Source organism: Lysinibacillus sp. Bpr_S20 (assembly GCF_023337835.1).
Lineage (GTDB): Bacteria > Bacillota > Bacilli > Bacillales_A > Planococcaceae > Lysinibacillus.
This window is the reverse complement of record NZ_JALNLQ010000002.1, coordinates 137,329-152,609: the sequence shown is the minus strand read 5'-3', so window position 1 is coordinate 152,609 and position 15,281 is coordinate 137,329. Positions and strand designations below refer to the sequence as shown.

The following is a 15,281-nucleotide window of genomic DNA, read 5'->3' as shown; positions in this document are numbered from 1 at the left end:
AATCTTATTATTTGCCTTTTCTCTTATTCCAATCCGTTAAAAATCCTTCAATTCCTTTTTCCGTTAATGGATGATGGAAAAGTTGCTTTAAAACTTTAAATGGAGTAGTTGCAATGTGCGCGCCAGCAAGTGCTGCAGCTGTTACATGCTGTGGATGACGAATAGATGCAGCGATAATTTGCGTTTCGATATTATGAATTGTAAAAATATCTGCAATCGTTTCAATTAGTTCAACACCGTTTTGACCCATATCATCTAGACGACCGATAAATGGTGATACATATGTAGCACCCGCACGAGCTGCCATTAATGCTTGGTTGGCACTGAAGATTAGTGTTACGTTCGTTTTAATACCTTTGTCAGCAAAGAAGCGACATGCCTCTAATCCAGCTGGCGTCATTGGCAATTTAACTGTAATATTCGGAGCAATTGCAGCCAATTCTAAGCCTTCTTTAATCATACCTTCTGCATCTAGAGCAATTACTTCCCCACTCACTGAGCCATCTACAAGCTCTGTGATTTCACGAAGACGATCATGGAAAGAAACATTCTCTTCTTTAGCAACTAATGATGGGTTTGTTGTAACGCCTGATAAAATACCCCATGCGTGTGCTTCTTTAATCTCTTCGAAATTTGCTGTATCAATAAAAAATTTCATTGTATTCCCTCCTGATCACTGTTTTGCTCATCACTATATCGTGGGTTGATTTCCGTTCCGACTGGGCGCTTTCCTAGGGCCATTCAGTTAAATCGGAAATCAACTACTATACATTACATTCGTTTTAACACAAATGCTATCCCCAACTTTTGGTGATGAACCATATATTTAAATTTTCGCCAAAAATTCATCATTTCAAAAACAAGAGAAGGTCGATAACAGCATCAACACTTCTCTTATTTTGTGTATTCATCTGTGCTTTTGTAGCCGTTTAGATACAAAAATTATGCTTTTTGCGCACTACCAAATTCACGGATTTTCCCGATAACTGTTGATTTAATTGCTTCACGTGCTGGAGCAAGGAATTTACGAGGATCATAAACAACTTTATCATTCTCAAGAACTTCACGGATTACTTTTGTAGCAGCAATTTGATTTTCAGTATTGACGTTAATTTTTGCTGTACCTAATGAAATTGAGCGTTGAATATCTTTCGTTGGGATCCCTGTACCACCATGTAATACTAATGGTAGATCTGCTAAGTTAGAGATTTCTTCCATCTCTTTAAAGCCTAAATTTGGTTCTCCTTTATAAGGACCATGTACAGAGCCAAGTGCTGGTGCTAAGCAATCGATATCTGTTAGCTCAACCATTTTACGGCATTCCTCTGGATCAGCGTACATAATACCACCGATTACGCCATCCTCGTCACCACCAACAGTGCCAAGCTCAGCTTCAACAGAAACACCTTTCGCATGAGCATACTCAACTACTTTAGAAGTAGTTGCAACATTTTCCTCGAATGGATGATGAGATGCATCAATCATTACAGAAGTAAATCCTGCATCAATTGCTTCTTTACATTTTTCAAAGCTTGAACCATGGTCAAGATGAATAGCTACAGGTACTGTAGTACCATAAGACTCCATCAAACCTTTTACCATTTGTACAACGGCGATAAATCCGCCCATATATTTTCCTGCGCCTTCAGAAACACCTAAAATAACTGGAGATTTTTCTTCTTCTGCTGCTTGTAAAATTGCCTGAGTCCACTCAAGGTTGTTGATGTTGAACTGACCAACAGCATAACCCTCTGCTTTTGCTTTAATTAACATCTCTTTCATAGATACTAATGCCATACTAAAAATCCTCCTCTTAGGACTATTCTTTCTACATAAATATGCTATTTAATCATAGCAAAAACAAAGTAACCTGAAAAGCATTTCAGGTTACTTTGTTTTCTGCACGAAAGCGTAGTGCAACGTAGCGGCGGTGCCTAGTGAAACCCAACGAAAGTTCTAGTGGCTGGGACAAAACTGGTCAAAACCTTAAAAAGCGCGAGAAATCAATTTAGAAACGTTGATTTCTTATGCTTTTTTGATGTTAAATTTTGCGTAAAAAAATATGCTTATGTCATAAGCGGCGCAAATTATCAGTGCGGTCAGATAGTGTTGCATGAAGGTAGATGTCGATATTTTTCGAAAGTTGGGTGATAAATCGATAAAGTTGGTCGATAAACTAAAAAAGTTGGGTGATAAATCGATAAAGTTGGTCGATAAACAATCAAAAGTTATCGATAAATCTCAAAACTACGGCTCATCGGACACCCAACTTCAAATCGAATAATAACCATAAAAAAACAGGCGGTGTTGACCACTGCCTGTTCATTTAACCTTTTAATGTTTTATTAACCTCATCACGCACTTCAAAAATATCAAAAGGCTTAGTAAAGTATCGAATTGCTCCTAAGTCTAATGCTTCTTGTACAACGTCTAATTCACCATATGCAGTCATCATGAATACCGGGAGTTGTGGCCACTTCTCTTTTAAGCGCTTTAAAATTTCTATGCCATCCATCCCTGGAATTTTCATGTCTAATAGGACACAATCCATTTCCTCCTCAGCATATTTCAGTGCTTCCGTACCATTTGCAGCTAAATATGTAACATAACCTTCTTTTTTCAACACTTCATTTAAAAGCAAACGAATTCCTGGTTGATCATCAACAATTAGTAATCGTTTCACATTTCATTCCGCCCTTTTCGAGTTATTATTCTTACACAAAACTTCCTATATTATGTATTATTCTCCTTTAACCTCTTAATACCTTCTAGTATTATAAATTATCTGCTTTTGCTTTATAGTCTTTTCATACCTATAATATTGATTGAGGTGGAATCATGTCAAAAATTCTAACAACACAATTAAGTGGATTATTACAAAGAATAACACAAAATGAAGAGGAAGCTATTGAAGAAACAGCACGATTACTTGCACAAGCTGGTATTGGTGAAGGTAATGTCTATTTCGCATGCTTTGGTGAAATGCAAGTTGTCGAATTAAATGCATATCAAGCAGTGGAACGTTTTGCTAAGTTAGTCCCTTGGACAAAAGATACAGTGATTACGGAAGCCGATCGTGTATGTATTTTTACACGTAGTGCACACGATGAAGATGCACTAGCTCTAGCGCAGCAATTAAACAATCAATTTATTCCATTCGCAGCAGTTGCTAGTGAAGTAGCTAATACCGAAAATCCATTAGCAGATTTAGCGTATACGTATATTTCCACACGCATACGAGGTGGTTTATTACCGAATGATTTAGGCAAACGCATCGTTGTGCCACACGCTATTGCTGCCCTGTTCGTTTATGAAGCCTTAAAAATTGCGTATGATGAAATGCTTGGTCTTGATGACGAAGAGCTATAAAGAATCTAAAAAAGAGTTGTCTCAGCATGAGACAACTCTTTTTTCATTATTTGAATGTTGCTCCGATAAAATCACGGAACAATGGTTGTGGACGGTTTGGACGTGATACTAACTCTGGGTGGAATTGACATGCTACGAAGAAATTATTTTCTGGTAACTCGATAATTTCCACTAATTTGCCGTCAGGACTTGTACCTGAGAAGACAAGACCTTCAGCTTCCATCGCTTCACGATATTCATTGTTAAATTCATAACGATGACGGTGACGTTCATAAACTAGCTCTTGACCATAAGCTTTGATTGCCTTCGAGCCTTCTTTTAGTTTACATGGATATAAACCTAAACGTAATGTACCACCAATGTCTACACTATCGTTTTGATCTGGTAGGAAGTCAATAATCGGATATTCCGTTTGTGGATCAAGCTCAGTAGAGTGCGCTCCTTTTAAACCAAGTACGTTACGAGCAAACTCCACTGTTGCAAGTTGCATACCTAGGCAAATACCTAAGAATGGCACATTATTTTCACGAGCAAATTGTGTCGCTAAAATTTTACCTTCTACTCCACGATCACCGAAGCCACCTGGAACTAAAATAGCGTCAGCACCTTTTAATAGTGAAGCAACATTGTCTGTATCTACATGTTCTGCATTGATCCAGTCAATTTCAATATCAGAATTAAATGCATAACCTGCATGTTTTAATGCCTCTACTACAGAAATATAAGCATCTTGTAGTTCTACATATTTACCTACTAATGCTACTTTTCGTTTATTTGGTAAGTTTTTCACTTTTGCTACAAGCTCACGCCATTCTTCCATATCTGCCTCAGGTGCTTTAATGCCAAAATGATCAAGTACAATATCATCGATATCTTGAGCATGAAGGTTTAAAGGTACTTCATATAAATGTTCTGCATCGCGAGATTCAATAATTTCGTGTGGTTGAACATCACAGAATAAAGCTAATTTTTCTTTCATATCTTGAGGCACTTCTTGCTCTGTGCGCACAACGATAATATTTGGTTGAATACCTAGAGAACGTAATTCTTTTACAGAATGCTGAGTTGGTTTTGTTTTTAGCTCACCCGCAGCTTTAATATAAGGAATAAGCGTACAATGAACATACATGACATTGTTATGGCCTAAATTCGTTTTCATTTGGCGAATTGCTTCAAGGAATGGTAATGACTCAATATCCCCTACTGTTCCGCCTACTTCTGTAATAACGACGTCTGCATTTGTTTCACGACCAGCACGTTGAATACGATCTTTGATTTCATTTGTAATGTGAGGAATTACTTGTACTGTTCCACCGTTGTAATCACCGCGGCGTTCTTTTTGTAATACAGACTGATAAACACGACCTGATGTTACTGTAGAATGTTTTCCTAGGTTAATGTCGATGAAACGTTCGTAGTGACCTAAGTCTAAGTCAGCTTCTGCGCCATCATCAGTTACGAAAACCTCACCATGTTGATAAGGACTCATTGTACCTGGGTCAATATTGATATATGGGTCAAATTTTTGAATTGTTACTTCTAATCCACGGTTTTTTAATAAACGACCTAGAGATGCTGCTACTATCCCTTTTCCAAGTGATGACACAACCCCACCTGTTACAAAAATATACTTCGTCATGAAAAAATTCCTCCTTATGTTGTTCTAGAAATTGCTAGTAAGAAAAGTGCATTCACGTCCTAAGCTAAGTCATCTTGAGCATTGGTGCAAATTTCTCTATAGGCTAAGAAAAGTAATATTTCTTATCCCTAAAATAAGAAAAGCCGAGAATGCCTACAAAATTGTAGTCGATTCGAAGCTGTAATCGTTTCTATCTCTTTTCTACTTTCCTTTTAAAAAGTTCTAACATATATTCAATCACCGATTATTATACATCATGAATAAATTAGAGCATTTATATTCATTCCGTAGCTATAAACATGGGAGAACTTGATTGAATAAAGTTAAAAAAATAAAAAAACGCTCCTCCTGCATAGGTTTGCAGGGGGAGCGTATTACATACACGGTCTTTCTCCTTTAATTAAGGAGCCCAAGTAAAAGATTAAACGTAACCGCGATAGAAGTCAAGATTTTTTACTATAAGGATAAAAGAAAGAAAATTTCAAAGAGTAATGATCATCAATTATGCCTCGGCACAATTGCGTCCGAAATCGTCTTAGATTTCATCCTCTTCTTCAAGTTCATCTTCATCATCAATAAAGTCCTCGTCGATTTCTTCATCGATGTCCTCTATATCGTCTTCATCAAAATCGATATCTTCTTTGTCGTCATCTTCTTCGTCTAGATCTTCTTCATCTTCAACGAATTCTTCAAAGTCTTCATCAAAGTCAATATCTTCTTCATCTAGATCTTCTTCTAAATCATCTTCATCCTCAACGGCAGCTTTAGATTTTTTCTTATGCGTTTTAACAGAAGGAGCTGTTTCTTCTTCAATCTGTTCAACTTTATACCATTCACGTAAGCCCCATCCAGTTTCCTGATTAAATAAGAAGCGGCCATCTACATTTATATCTGTGTAAAATTGTAATAGGCGAGCTTTCATTTCTTCATCACTATAGCCTACAAGCTCTTGAATAATTGTTAATAAGTCATTAAAAGACACTGAGGCACGTTTTTCATTTAATATTGCATAAGCTAAGTTAATTAACGATTCTTCTGTTAATTGTTCTTTTGTCATTTCACGAAAATTCATTCGTGCACTTCCTTTCCCTCATCCATCACAATGGACGTTTTAAAATTCATATAGCTTTATTTTCGGAGCGCAGCAAAAAAGGCCGCACAAAAGTAACTTTCCATATCATAAGCATAATACCCATTATATACAAAGTTTTATCCTCTTTGCTAGCTTCAATTACTGTTTTTTATATCACGCATTTTTTTTATGCCTAAGTAAAACAAATAGACAGATAGTAATAGTAAAGGAACAGCGCCAATTTGCTTATCATACAGGAAATAAACTCCTATCAATAAAGCTAAAATAATGATGTAGTTACTAACTGATTTCATCATCTACTGCGCCTCCCCTTTTTTTACAATTTATTATAACGGAAATAAAAAGAAGTGCCTAATCCTAAGACTAGACACTTAAAACTACACAAACATTTTGTACAAACTAGAATAAATGTTATACAGCTAGAAAATATACACGTTTACAAATTACATATTACGACGATATTGTCCGCCAACCTCATATAATGCATTTGTAATTTGCCCTAAGCTAGCGACTTTTACGGTTTCCATAAGCTCCGCGAAAATATTACCGTTGTTTACCGCAACATGTTGTAAACGAGCAAGAGCTGCTTCGTTCTCATTTTTATGTTGCTTCCAGAACTCATGTAAATTATGGATTTGCGTCTCTTTTTCTTCTGTCGATGCACGCGCAATTTCCATATTGTTAATTTCATCTTCTGAAGGTGGATTCGGATTTAAGTATGTGTTCACACCAATAATCGGTAGCTCACCTGAATGCTTTAGCATCTCGTAGTACATGGATTCCTCTTGAATCTTACCACGTTGATATTGTGTTTCCATTGCACCTAGCACACCACCACGATCATTGATACGATCAAATTCTTCTAGTACCGCTTCTTCTACAAGGTCTGTTAACTCTTCAACGATAAACGCTCCCTGTAATGGATTTTCGTTTTTCGCTAAGCCATGTTCCTTCGTAATAATCATTTGAATAGCCATTGCACGACGTACAGATTCTTCCGTAGGCGTTGTAATTGCCTCATCATATGCATTTGTATGCAATGAATTACAGTTATCCTGTAAGGCCATTAAAGCCTGTAATGTTGTGCGGATATCATTAAAATCAATTTCCTGTGCATGTAAGCTGCGTCCAGATGTTTGGATATGATATTTTAATTTTTGTGCTCGTTCATTCGCACCGTACTTATCACGCATTACCACTGCCCAAATACGACGGGCTACACGTCCAATAACTGTGTACTCTGGATCTAGTCCGTTGGAGAAGAAGAATGATAGATTTGGCGCAAAGTCGTCAATATTCATTCCTCGGCTTAAATAATATTCCACATACGTGAAGCCATTTGCTAATGTAAAGGCCAATTGTGATATTGGATTCGCACCAGCTTCGGCAATATGGTAGCCAGAAATAGATACTGAGTAATAATTACGAACTTTATGATCGATAAAGTATTGTTGAATATCCCCCATCATTCGCAACGCAAATTCTGTTGAGAAAATACACGTATTTTGCCCTTGATCTTCTTTTAAAATATCTGCTTGCACGGTTCCACGTACAACCTGTAATGTTTTCTCTCGTGTCTCCGTAAATTCTTCAACTGTCAAAGGTCGACCAAGTTCTTCCTCACGCAGTTTCACTTGCTGATCAATAGCCGTATTCATGAACATCGCCAAAATAACCGGTGCTGGCCCGTTAATTGTCATCGATACTGATGTTGATGGTGCACATAAATCAAAGCCTGCATAAAGCTTTTTCATATCCTCTAGCGTACAAATAGATACACCCGACTCCCCAACCTTGCCATAAATATCTGGTCGGTAATCTGGATCCTCACCATAAAGCGTTACAGAGTCAAATGCTGTTGATAAACGTTTGGCATCATCATCCTTCGATAAATAATGGAATCGTTTATTTGTACGTTCAGGCGTTCCTTCACCAGCAAATTGACGCTTCGGATCTTCGCCTTCGCGTTTAAATTGGAATACCCCAGCTGTATACGGGAATTCACCAGGTACATTTTCTCTATAAACCCAGCGTAAAATTTCACCATAATCTACGAATTTCGGCAAAGCAACTTTAGGAATTTTTGTGCCGGAAAGGCTTGTTGTCCTTAAAATTGTTCGAATTTCTTTATCACGAACTTTCGTTACAAGTTCGTCTCCAGCATACGCTTCTTTTAAAGCTTGCCAATTATCTAATATACGTTTAGACTCAGCTGTTAGTTCGTCTCTGACACCTTCAGCGAGAGAAGTAAGAGATGCGACAAGTGCATCATTTGGTGCCTTTTCCTCAATCGCTTCAATCGCTCCCTCTAATTGGAATAGTCGGCGTGCAAATTCCACTTGTAGCTCTGATTTTTTATGATAGCCACGCACGGTATCAGTAATTTCCCGTAAATAATAACGACGATCGTTTGGAATGATAACGTCTTGCTTTTGGGTTTTCGCAAATTGCTCATAGCCCGTTTCCCAATTACTTCCTGTCTTCGTATTGATGATATTGACTAATGCCGCAAATAAAGCATTCGTTCCTTTATCATTAAATTGACTGGCAATCGTACCGTACACAGGCATATTATCAAGTGATTCATCCCAAAGCTCTCGTGAACGCTGATATTGTTTTTGTACTTGACGTAGCGCATCCTCAGAGCCTTTGCGTTCAAATTTATTGATGGCGATCACATCCGCAAAATCAATCATGTCAATTTTCTCAAGCTGTGTCGGCGCACCAAACTCACTTGTCATAACGTACATGGACAGATCCGTGTATTTTGTAATCTCGGCATCACCTTGACCAATACCACTTGTTTCTACAATGATTAAATCATAGCCTGCTACACGCGCTACATCTAGCACATCCCCAATAGAAGCCGTAAGTTCTGTACGAGATCCACGGGTTGCTAAACTACGCATATATACTCGATTATTGAAAATCGCATTCATACGAATTCGGTCACCAAGTAATGCTCCACCTGTTTTTTGTTTTGTCGGATCGACAGAAAGAATAGCTACGCGTTTATCCGGAAACTCCTTTAGGAAACGACGAATTAATTCATCCGTTAAGGAGGATTTACCCGCACCACCAGTTCCTGTAATACCTAATACAGGTGTCCCTTTTGAGCGTTTACGAGCTTCTTCTAGCATCTCTTTCGTTTCTTCATCATCATTCGATTCAGCAGCAGTTAATAAATTTGCTAAAATTTCCGGTGTCTCTGTCGTTAGAGCATCGAGCTTTTCTAGATAATTACCTGTAGCTGTTGGAAAATCGGTTCCTTTAATTTTCTGGTTAATCATCCCTTGTAATCCTAAAACACGCCCATCCTCTGGCGAGAAAATCCCTGCAATCCCGTAAGCATGTAGCTCTTTAATTTCACGTGGTAAAATAACACCACCGCCGCCACCATAAATTTTAATATGTGGCGCCCCTTTTTCACGTAGCAAATCATACATATATTTAAAGTATTCCATATGTCCGCCTTGATATGAGGATATCGCAATGCCTTGAGCATCCTCTTGTATCGCAGCATTTACGACTTCTTCCACGGAGCGGTTATGTCCTAAATGGATTACCTCTACACCGCTTGATTGTAAAATACGTCGCATAATGTTAACCGAAGCATCATGTCCATCAAAAAGACTTGATGCTGTAACAAAACGTACGTGATTTTTTGGACGATATACTTCTACCTTTGTCATATGAAATCCCCACTTTCTCCCCTTAATCAATTACACCTTTGTGCTATGAAACATAATTCATAAAAAAATCGGTAATTGCAATGTCGCTTTATGCAATTACCGACAACCCCTTTACGGAACTTATTAGAACCCCTTTATGCCTGAAATAAACAATGTTATTTGCATTTCAATAAATTCGTCTATCGAGTGCTGACGATGGAGCGCCCATTTACGGAATGCCCAGCTTTGTCCAGAAACGACTAAGCTATTTGCTGCCATATGAATTTGCTTATCCGTCATCGTTATTTCACCTGACTGCACACAGCGTTTTAGTAATCGCTCAAAAGTACCAACCATTTCAAACTCCTTACTAAATACATAACGCTGTGCTTCTTTTGACAGTGATTTAGTTTCCTGATACATGATTGTCAGCTCATCAACCATACTATCAATTTGCAAGAAATACTCTCGAATCATTTCTTTTAATTCTTCTATAGTTCCTGCCTTAATCTCATAACTTGAAAGTCGCTCCATCGCATGGTGATAAATACTATCACATACAAGGTAAAGGACATCTTCCTTAGTACGAATATATTCATATAATGTTCCGATACTAAAGCCTGCAGCTTTTGCGATTTCTCTCGTAGTAGCACGATGGAAACCTTTTTCTCTAAATAATTTAATGGCTCCCTCTATCATTTGTTCTCGACGAATGGCGATAAGATTTTCATCTTTTACCGTTGACTGTACTTGGGGTCTTTTATCTCTTTCTGTCATACGTTATTTTGTCAACATACGAGAGATAACAAGTCGTTGAATCTCTTGTGTACCTTCATAAATTTGTGTGATTTTCGCATCACGCATGAAGCGCTCAACAGGATAATCTTTCGTATAACCATAGCCACCAAAGACTTGAACCGCCTCAGTCGTTACATTCATCGCAGTATCGCCAGCCATTAATTTTGCCATTGCAGATGCCTTACCATATGGTAGACCATTTGATTCCAACCAAGCTGCTTGGTATGTAAGCAGTCGAGATGCTTCAATTTGAGTTGCCATATCCGCTAGTTTAAAGGATACACCTTGGTTAGCAGTAATCGGTTTGCCAAATTGCACACGCTCTTTACCGTATTCAACCGCTGCATCTAATGCTCCTTGCGCAATTCCTACAGCTTGAGCCGCAATACCATTACGTCCCCCATCAAGTGTTGTCATCGCAATTTTGAAGCCTTCTCCCTCAGCCCCAAGCATGTTTTCTTTCGGAACGCGACAGTTATCAAAAATAATTTCAGTTGTAGGAGATGAACGAATTCCTAGTTTTTTCTCCTTCTTCCCTACCGAGAAACCTTCAAAGCCAGCTTCAACGATAAAAGCTGTTGTGCCATGTTTAGCTTCTGGATCTGTTACTGCAAATACAACATATGTATCTGCTACTCCACCATTGGTAATGAAAATTTTCGAGCCGTTTAAAATATAATCATCGCCATCTAGTTTTGCATATGTTCTCATGCCACCAGCATCAGAGCCTGATCCTGGCTCTGTTAAGCCATATGCACCGATATGTTTACCTTCTGCCATTGGACGAAGATATTTTTGTTTTTGTTCTTCCGTACCGAATTTAAAGATCGGCCAACCAGCAAGTGAAGTATGTGCTGATAAAGTTACCCCTGTTGAAGCACATACACGTGATAATTCCTCTACTGCAATGACATATGCAAGATAGTCAAAGCCTGCGCCACCGTATTCTTCTGGCCACGGAATACCTGTTAAACCTAGTTCCGCCATTTTATCGAAAATCGCACGGTCAAACTCTTCGTTCTCGTCACGTTCAGCTGCCGTTGGTGCTACTTCATTTATAGCAAAATCACGAATCATTTCACGTAATTGTTCATGCTCTTCTGTTAATTGAAAGTTCATTGTCCATTACCCCTTTTTTGTTAGACTCTATTCGTGCTATATTGTTGATTTCAATTTTGATAATGTATCTGCAATATTACTTCGAGAAACTGAGCAAATCTTTTGGTTACCTGAGCAGTCTTCGAGGTACCTGAGCGGTTCATTGCTTTACCTGATCAGTTTTCCGGGTTACCCGAGCGGTTTATTACTCGACCTGATCAGTTCATCAGGTTACCCGAGTTTTTTCTTTTAGCAATCGACATCATCCTTGAAAAATCAACAATGCAACAAACACCAAGCCTTATTTAAGTAAATGTTTACTAATGACTAGCTTTTGAATTTCACTTGTACCCTCGTAAATTTCTGTCACCTTTGCATCTCGGAAATAACGCTCTACGGGATAGTCTTTTGTATAGCCATAACCACCAAAAATTTGTATAGCGTCTATTGCTGTTTGCACTGCCGTACGGGAGGCAAAAAGTTTCGCCATCGACGCCTCGGCTCCGCACGATAACCCTTTTGTGCGTAAATCCGCTGCACGATAGACTAGTAATTTTGCTGATTCAATCCTCGTCGCCATATCCGCAAGCTTGAAGCCAACCCCTTGTTGCACCGCAATAGGCTTTCCAAATTGAACACGTTCTTTTGCATAGGCAGTAGCTGCCTCAAGTGCTGCTTCGGCAATGCCTAGCGCTTGTGCTGCGATTCCAATACGCCCAACATCTAAGTTGGCCATTGCAATTTTAAAGCCTTCCCCTTCCTCCCCAAGAAGGTTTGTGGCTGGTATGCGACAGTTGTCGAACGTTAGTTGAACTGTACGTGAGCCGTGTAAGCCCATTTTATGTTCATCTTTACCTATGATTAAGCCTGGTGTGCCTTTTTCAACAATAAATGCTGAAATACCACGAGTTTTTTCAGCAGGATTCGTTGCGGCAAAGACAATATAAACATCCGCTTCCCCACCGTTTGTAATAAACACTTTGGAGCCGTTGATGACATATTCATCTCCATCTCGCACCGCTTTAGATTGTAATGAGCCAGCATCAGAACCTGCGCTAGGCTCTGTTAAACAAAATGCCCCTAAATATTCTCCTGCAGCAAGCTTTGGAACATAACGTTTCTTCTGTTCATCGTTGCCGAAATAAATAATGGGGTTTGTTCCAACCGAAGTATGTACAGATAAAATAACCCCCATTACTGCACTAACCTTCGATAGTTCATTAATAGCAATTATGTACGATGTAAAATCCATCGCCGCGCCGCCTAAATCCTCAGGCGTCGTGATCCCCATTAAACCTAATTCTCCCATTTGTGCAAGGAGCTCACGTGGAAACTCTCCTGCTTCCATACGTTCTACCCACGGTTCAATTTTTTCCTGAGCAAAATTTCGAACCATGTCACGCATCATTATTTGTTCATCTGTAAATTGTAAATGCATCTATTATGTCACCCCTGTACGTTGTCCCGTAGCATTGCACTTCGTTTGAATCTTCCCATCCCCATAGGATTATTCGTAAACGTAAAAGCCTCTTCCAGATTTTTTACCTAGCCAGCCAGCTGCCACATATTTGCGAAGCAATGGACAAGGTCTATATTTACTATCACCTAAGCCCTCATGTAAAATTTCCATAATAGAAAGACATGTATCAAGTCCAATAAAGTCTGCTAATGTTAACGGCCCCATCGGATGATTCATTCCGAGCTTCATCACATCATCAATTGCTTCTTTCGATGCTACACCCTCATACAATGCGTAAATCGCTTCATTAATCATTGGTAATAAAATACGATTCGATATAAAGCCTGGGAAGTCATTTACTTCCACTGGCGTTTTCGACAATTTCACTGTCATATCTTCAACTGCCTTGTAGACTTCATCACTTGTAGCTAATCCTCTAATAATTTCTACAAGCTTCATAACAGGTACAGGATTCATAAAGTGCATACCAATTACTTGCTCTGGACGGTTTGTTACAGCTGCAATTTCTGTAATTGGTAAAGATGATGTATTCGTAGCTAAAATGGCATGTGCCGGTGCAATCTGATCAATTTGCTTAAAGATGGATTGCTTCACTTCCATGTTTTCCACTGCTGCCTCGATGATAATATCTACGTCACTAGCATCCTGTAAATCTAGTGACATACTAATACGACCTAAAATAGCCGCCTTTTCATCCTCCGTTTTACGCCCTTTTTCGACATCTCGCGTCAGGTTTTTCGTTATCACTCCTAGACCACGTTCGAAAAATTCTTGCTTCATATCGTTCAGTTTTACGTCAAAGCCAGCTTGTGCACAAACTTGTGCAATGCCAGAGCCCATTTGCCCGGCACCAATAACCATTACTTTTTGAATTCCCATCATTCGTGTCCCCCTGTTTTCGGTACTTCAATCATGATCGCATCGCCTTGCCCTCCACCTGAGCAGATAGCAGCAATTCCGATACCACCACCACGACGTTTTAATTCATGCGCAAGTGTTAAAATTATGCGTGCTCCAGATGCTCCGATTGGATGACCTAGTGCAACCGCGCCACCATTAACATTGATTTTTTCAGCATCTAAATCCGCCAGCTGTTTGCTAACAAGAGCTACTGCTGCGAATGCTTCATTAATTTCGACCAAATCAATATCGGCTAATGATTTCCCCGTCTTTTTCAGTAATTTGTTAATGACAAGCCCTGGTGTTTGTGGGAAGTTTTCTGGCTCAATAGCAATCTCTTCATGACCGATAATAATTGCAAGTGGTTCTCTGCCTTCACGAACAGCACGTTCCTCACTCATAACTATTAGCGCACATGCACCATCGTTAACGCCAGGTGCATTACCTGCTGTAATCGTTCCATCCTTGTCAAAGGCAGGCTTGAGTTTGGCAAGTACCTCCATCGACGTACCGGCTCTTGGCGCCTCATCTGTATGGACTTGAATCGGCTCTCCCTTACGTTGTGGAATTTCCACAGGCACAATTTCTTCAGCGAAATAACCTTTCTCAATTGCTGCAAGTGCACGTTCATGACTGCGAACAGACCAAGCATCCTGCTCTTCACGGCTTAACGAATATTCTTTTGCCGTTATATTACCATAGCTTCCCATATGTGGCCTTGCCTTATGAAAGGCACATGTTAAACCATCATATAGCATGCCATCCACCATTGTTGAGTCGCCCATGCGTAAGCCCGTTCGACCATTTTGTAGATAATACGGTGCATTGGACATAGACTCCATACCACCAGCGATAATAACTTCTTCGTCCCCTAATCGAATGAGCTGATCCGCTAGTGTTACTGCGCGCATCCCTGACGCGCAAACCTTGTTGATCGTTTCTGTTTTCACTGCTATTGGTAAATTTGCTTTGATCGCAGCCTGCCTTGAAGGAATTTGGCCCTGTCCCCCTTGTAAAACGGAGCCTAAAATTACTTCATCCACTTCATCAGGCGAAATACTCGCTTTCTCAAGTGCCCCTTTTATGGCGACTGCACCTAAATCACTTGCACTTAATGAGGATAGTGAACCTCCAAACTTACCGAATGCCGTTCTTGCTCCTGCTAAAATTACTGCTCTATTCAAGTAAAACACCCCTTTTGTTTTACGTTCTAGAAGAAGTATTAGAGCATCT

General features: G+C 39.3%; 13 protein-coding genes. 1 reads left to right on the top strand and 12 read right to left on the bottom strand.

Features of this window, described 5'->3' with window-relative positions; genetic code table 11:
• Positions 1-7 precede the first annotated feature (7 nt).
• From fsa to MWJ95_RS05320, 3 genes are all read right to left on the bottom strand, one after another.
• Positions 8-658: a fructose-6-phosphate aldolase gene (gene fsa, locus MWJ95_RS05330; protein WP_249075169.1), complete on the bottom strand. Its 651-nt coding sequence runs from the start codon at positions 656-658 to the stop codon at positions 8-10.
• Positions 659-942: 284 nt separating this feature from the next.
• Positions 943-1,797 carry a class II fructose-bisphosphate aldolase gene (locus MWJ95_RS05325; RefSeq protein WP_249075170.1) on the bottom strand — a complete coding sequence of 285 codons (855 nt, stop codon included), beginning with the start codon at positions 1,795-1,797 and terminating at the stop codon, positions 943-945.
• 529 nt (positions 1,798-2,326) lie between these two features.
• Positions 2,327-2,683, bottom strand: coding sequence for a response regulator (locus MWJ95_RS05320; protein WP_249075172.1), 357 nt, complete (start codon positions 2,681-2,683; stop codon positions 2,327-2,329).
• A 155-nt stretch (positions 2,684-2,838) separates the two neighbouring features.
• On the opposite strand from MWJ95_RS05320, the gene MWJ95_RS05315 reads away from it, so the two are divergent.
• On the top strand, positions 2,839-3,369 hold the full coding sequence (locus tag MWJ95_RS05315) for a DUF2529 family protein (RefSeq protein WP_249075173.1): 531 nt from the start codon (positions 2,839-2,841) through the stop codon (positions 3,367-3,369).
• Positions 3,370-3,415: 46 nt separating this feature from the next.
• Here MWJ95_RS05315 and MWJ95_RS05310 read toward each other — a convergent pair whose 3' ends face one another.
• From MWJ95_RS05310 to MWJ95_RS05270, 9 genes are all read right to left on the bottom strand, one after another.
• A complete protein-coding gene (locus MWJ95_RS05310; protein WP_249075174.1) occupies positions 3,416-5,008 on the bottom strand; it encodes a CTP synthase in 1,593 nt (530 codons plus the stop codon).
• A gap of 535 nt (positions 5,009-5,543) precedes the next feature.
• Positions 5,544-6,080 carry a DNA-directed RNA polymerase subunit delta gene (gene rpoE, locus MWJ95_RS05305; RefSeq protein WP_249075175.1) on the bottom strand — a complete coding sequence of 179 codons (537 nt, stop codon included), beginning with the start codon at positions 6,078-6,080 and terminating at the stop codon, positions 5,544-5,546.
• A gap of 155 nt (positions 6,081-6,235) precedes the next feature.
• Positions 6,236-6,397: a hypothetical protein gene (locus MWJ95_RS05300; RefSeq protein ID WP_249075293.1), complete on the bottom strand. Its 162-nt coding sequence runs from the start codon at positions 6,395-6,397 to the stop codon at positions 6,236-6,238.
• A 147-nt stretch (positions 6,398-6,544) separates the two neighbouring features.
• Positions 6,545-9,793: a fused isobutyryl-CoA mutase/GTPase IcmF gene (icmF, locus tag MWJ95_RS05295; RefSeq protein ID WP_249104659.1), complete on the bottom strand. Its 3,249-nt coding sequence runs from the start codon at positions 9,791-9,793 to the stop codon at positions 6,545-6,547.
• A 123-nt stretch (positions 9,794-9,916) separates the two neighbouring features.
• Positions 9,917-10,549 (bottom strand): TetR/AcrR family transcriptional regulator, encoded by a 633-nt coding sequence (locus MWJ95_RS05290; protein ID WP_249104657.1) that lies wholly within the window; start codon positions 10,547-10,549, stop codon positions 9,917-9,919.
• A 3-nt stretch (positions 10,550-10,552) separates the two neighbouring features.
• On the bottom strand, positions 10,553-11,689 hold the full coding sequence (locus MWJ95_RS05285) for an acyl-CoA dehydrogenase (protein ID WP_249104655.1): 1,137 nt from the start codon (positions 11,687-11,689) through the stop codon (positions 10,553-10,555).
• Positions 11,690-11,969: 280 nt separating this feature from the next.
• Positions 11,970-13,106 (bottom strand): acyl-CoA dehydrogenase, encoded by a 1,137-nt coding sequence (locus MWJ95_RS05280; protein ID WP_249075179.1) that lies wholly within the window; start codon positions 13,104-13,106, stop codon positions 11,970-11,972.
• Positions 13,107-13,175: 69 nt separating this feature from the next.
• On the bottom strand, positions 13,176-14,027 hold the full coding sequence (locus MWJ95_RS05275) for a 3-hydroxybutyryl-CoA dehydrogenase (RefSeq protein ID WP_249104925.1): 852 nt from the start codon (positions 14,025-14,027) through the stop codon (positions 13,176-13,178).
• Positions 14,027-15,232, bottom strand: coding sequence for an acetyl-CoA C-acetyltransferase (locus MWJ95_RS05270; protein WP_249104653.1), 1,206 nt, complete (start codon positions 15,230-15,232; stop codon positions 14,027-14,029). Before MWJ95_RS05270 ends, MWJ95_RS05275 begins: the two co-directional genes overlap by 1 nt.
• Between the last annotated feature and the right edge of the window lie 49 nt (positions 15,233-15,281).